The following is a 1774-nucleotide window of genomic DNA, read 5'->3' as shown; positions in this document are numbered from 1 at the left end:
ATGCGGCTGCGCTCAACGGCCGCCCAGCACGTGCTCGTGCAGGATCTTGGGCTCACCGTGACATTCGCCTACGGCGAGGAGATGCGCACCGAGGTTTCCGCGAAGTTCCGCCGGGCAGGCGTCGAAGCGGAGCTGGCCGCGGCCGGCTTCACGATGCGCTCCTGGGGGACCGACCCCGCAGGCCAATTCGGCCTGTCCCTGTCGACGCCCGCCTGACCGCCTCGATTTGGTCCTGATTCCTGTCGTCAGAGCGGCGAACGGTAAGTCTCCAAACGGCCGACGCCGCTCCCGCCGACTCGCTATCGAGGGCACCATTCAGCTATGAGACGGGACGACCCCCGCCTCAGGATCGAAGCAACTTACGACCTATAAGCCAGTACATGCCGTGTGTCCGGCCGGACCTTCCGGGGGACGGGGGCGCGCTCAGCCGAGGGTGGCCAGCAGACGCAACCCCCGCCGGGGGCGCTTGGCGAGCTGCATCTCGCGCGTGGCGCCCATCACGTCGGCGATTGCTGACGCCAGGTAGTGATAGTCCGCGCCTGCAGGTCTACGGGTGTGGTCGGCCGCCAGGCGCCGACTGGAGCGCGGATCCGTGACGGTTTCAGGAGCTGAAAAGGGCAGCGACGAAGGCTTCCTGCTCGGGTGTCTCGACCGCTTTAGCGCAGTAGCCGGACCGTACCCATGCGACAGCCTCGCGGGCCGGGTGCCCGGACAGAGCGGCCAGGCAGGACAGCGCCGTCCCTGTCCGGCCGTGACCGCCAAGACATCCCATCTCGACGTCCTGCCCCGATCGGGCCCGCTCTAGAACCGCACGGAGCGTCCTGGTAAGAGCGTCGGCATCCGTCGGCAGGCCGAAGTCCGGCCAGCAGATGTGGCCGTGGTCCCATGGCGGCTGCCATCGGGGGTCGAGGTACAGGCCATAGTCCGGGACACGAGCGCGCACGTACGGGGCAGCCTGATCAAAGGACGCCGCCGTCAGCCGCGTGCCTCCGGGCAGCACAACCGGGTCCAGGTGACGGTGAACCTCGAACACGCGATGCTCGTGATTGCCGTTGCGGCACCTGGGCGGCTCCGAGCCTCCGTCCCAGTACAGTCCGCATTCAGCGCAGGCCACGGCACGGCGGATCTCGACCACGGCACAACGATAGCCGCGGACTGCCCGGACGACCCGCTTGAGTCCATCACGCTGACACCATTCCAGTGGAATCCCTACGTTCAGCTGAGCTACCTGCGTGATGTGGCCGATCCGACGTTCACTCAGGGCCCGTGGCCACGGTAGAACCTGGATATGCGCTCGCGGAAGTACCGGGTCATGACGACGCTGGAGCGGGGCAGCAACCGGCTGATCCGCCTCGCCCTGCGAGCAGGGGTTGCGCCGCGTGCGTTCGCCCTGCTGGAGACGACCGGCCGCTGCACCGGGCTGGCACGGCACACCCCGGTGGGGAACGGCCTGGACGGCGACACCTTCTGGCTTGTCGCCGCGCACGGGACACAAGCCGACTACGTCCGCAACCTGCAAGCCAACCCCAGGGTACGGGTCAAGGCCGACGGCGCATGGCGCGCCGGGACAGCGATCGCGCTCCCCGGCGATGACGCCCTGGCGCGGTCCCGCACGCTGCCCTACCAGTGGGACGCCGCCATCGGCCGGATGATGGCCTCGGCCCCGCTGACCATCCGCATCGACCTTGATTCGGCGCCCTAGCCGGTCTCAAGAGGTTCTACGCGGCCCGGCTATTTGACAGCTCACACACCTGCTCGGCCGGATCCTTGCCGT

The 1774-nt window shown here is 68.4% G+C and carries 3 protein-coding genes; 2 read left to right on the top strand and 1 reads right to left on the bottom strand.

Going from position 1 to position 1774, the window contains the following annotated elements:
* A partial coding sequence (locus WA805_RS01295; RefSeq protein ID WP_425241452.1) for an L-histidine N(alpha)-methyltransferase occupies window positions 1–216 on the top strand: 216 nt, incomplete at its 5' end.
* Between the two features lie 385 nt (window positions 217–601).
* Here the strand turns inward: WA805_RS01295 and WA805_RS01290 are convergent.
* Entirely contained in the window at window positions 602–1135 is a 534-nt protein-coding gene (locus tag WA805_RS01290) for a protein-tyrosine phosphatase family protein (protein ID WP_425240859.1), read from the bottom strand.
* A 153-nt stretch (window positions 1136–1288) separates the two neighbouring features.
* Here WA805_RS01290 and WA805_RS01285 point away from each other — a divergent pair, with 153 nt between their 5' ends.
* On the top strand, window positions 1289–1702 hold the full coding sequence (locus WA805_RS01285; RefSeq protein WP_424559902.1) for a nitroreductase/quinone reductase family protein: 414 nt from the start codon (window positions 1289–1291) through the stop codon (window positions 1700–1702).
* Window positions 1703–1774: the final 72 nt, after the last annotated feature.

This window comes from Trebonia sp., from assembly GCF_049794275.1.
GTDB lineage: Bacteria > Actinomycetota > Actinomycetes > Streptosporangiales > Streptosporangiaceae > Trebonia.
Note: the sequence above shows the minus strand (reverse complement) of the source record. Positions and strands in the feature narration are given on the sequence as shown.

Excerpts from the sequence above, each read along its gene's own strand:
- WA805_RS01285 (WP_424559902.1), top strand. The coding sequence starts at position 1,289 with ATGCGCTCGCGGAAGTACCGGGTCATGACGACGCTGGAGCGGGGCAGC.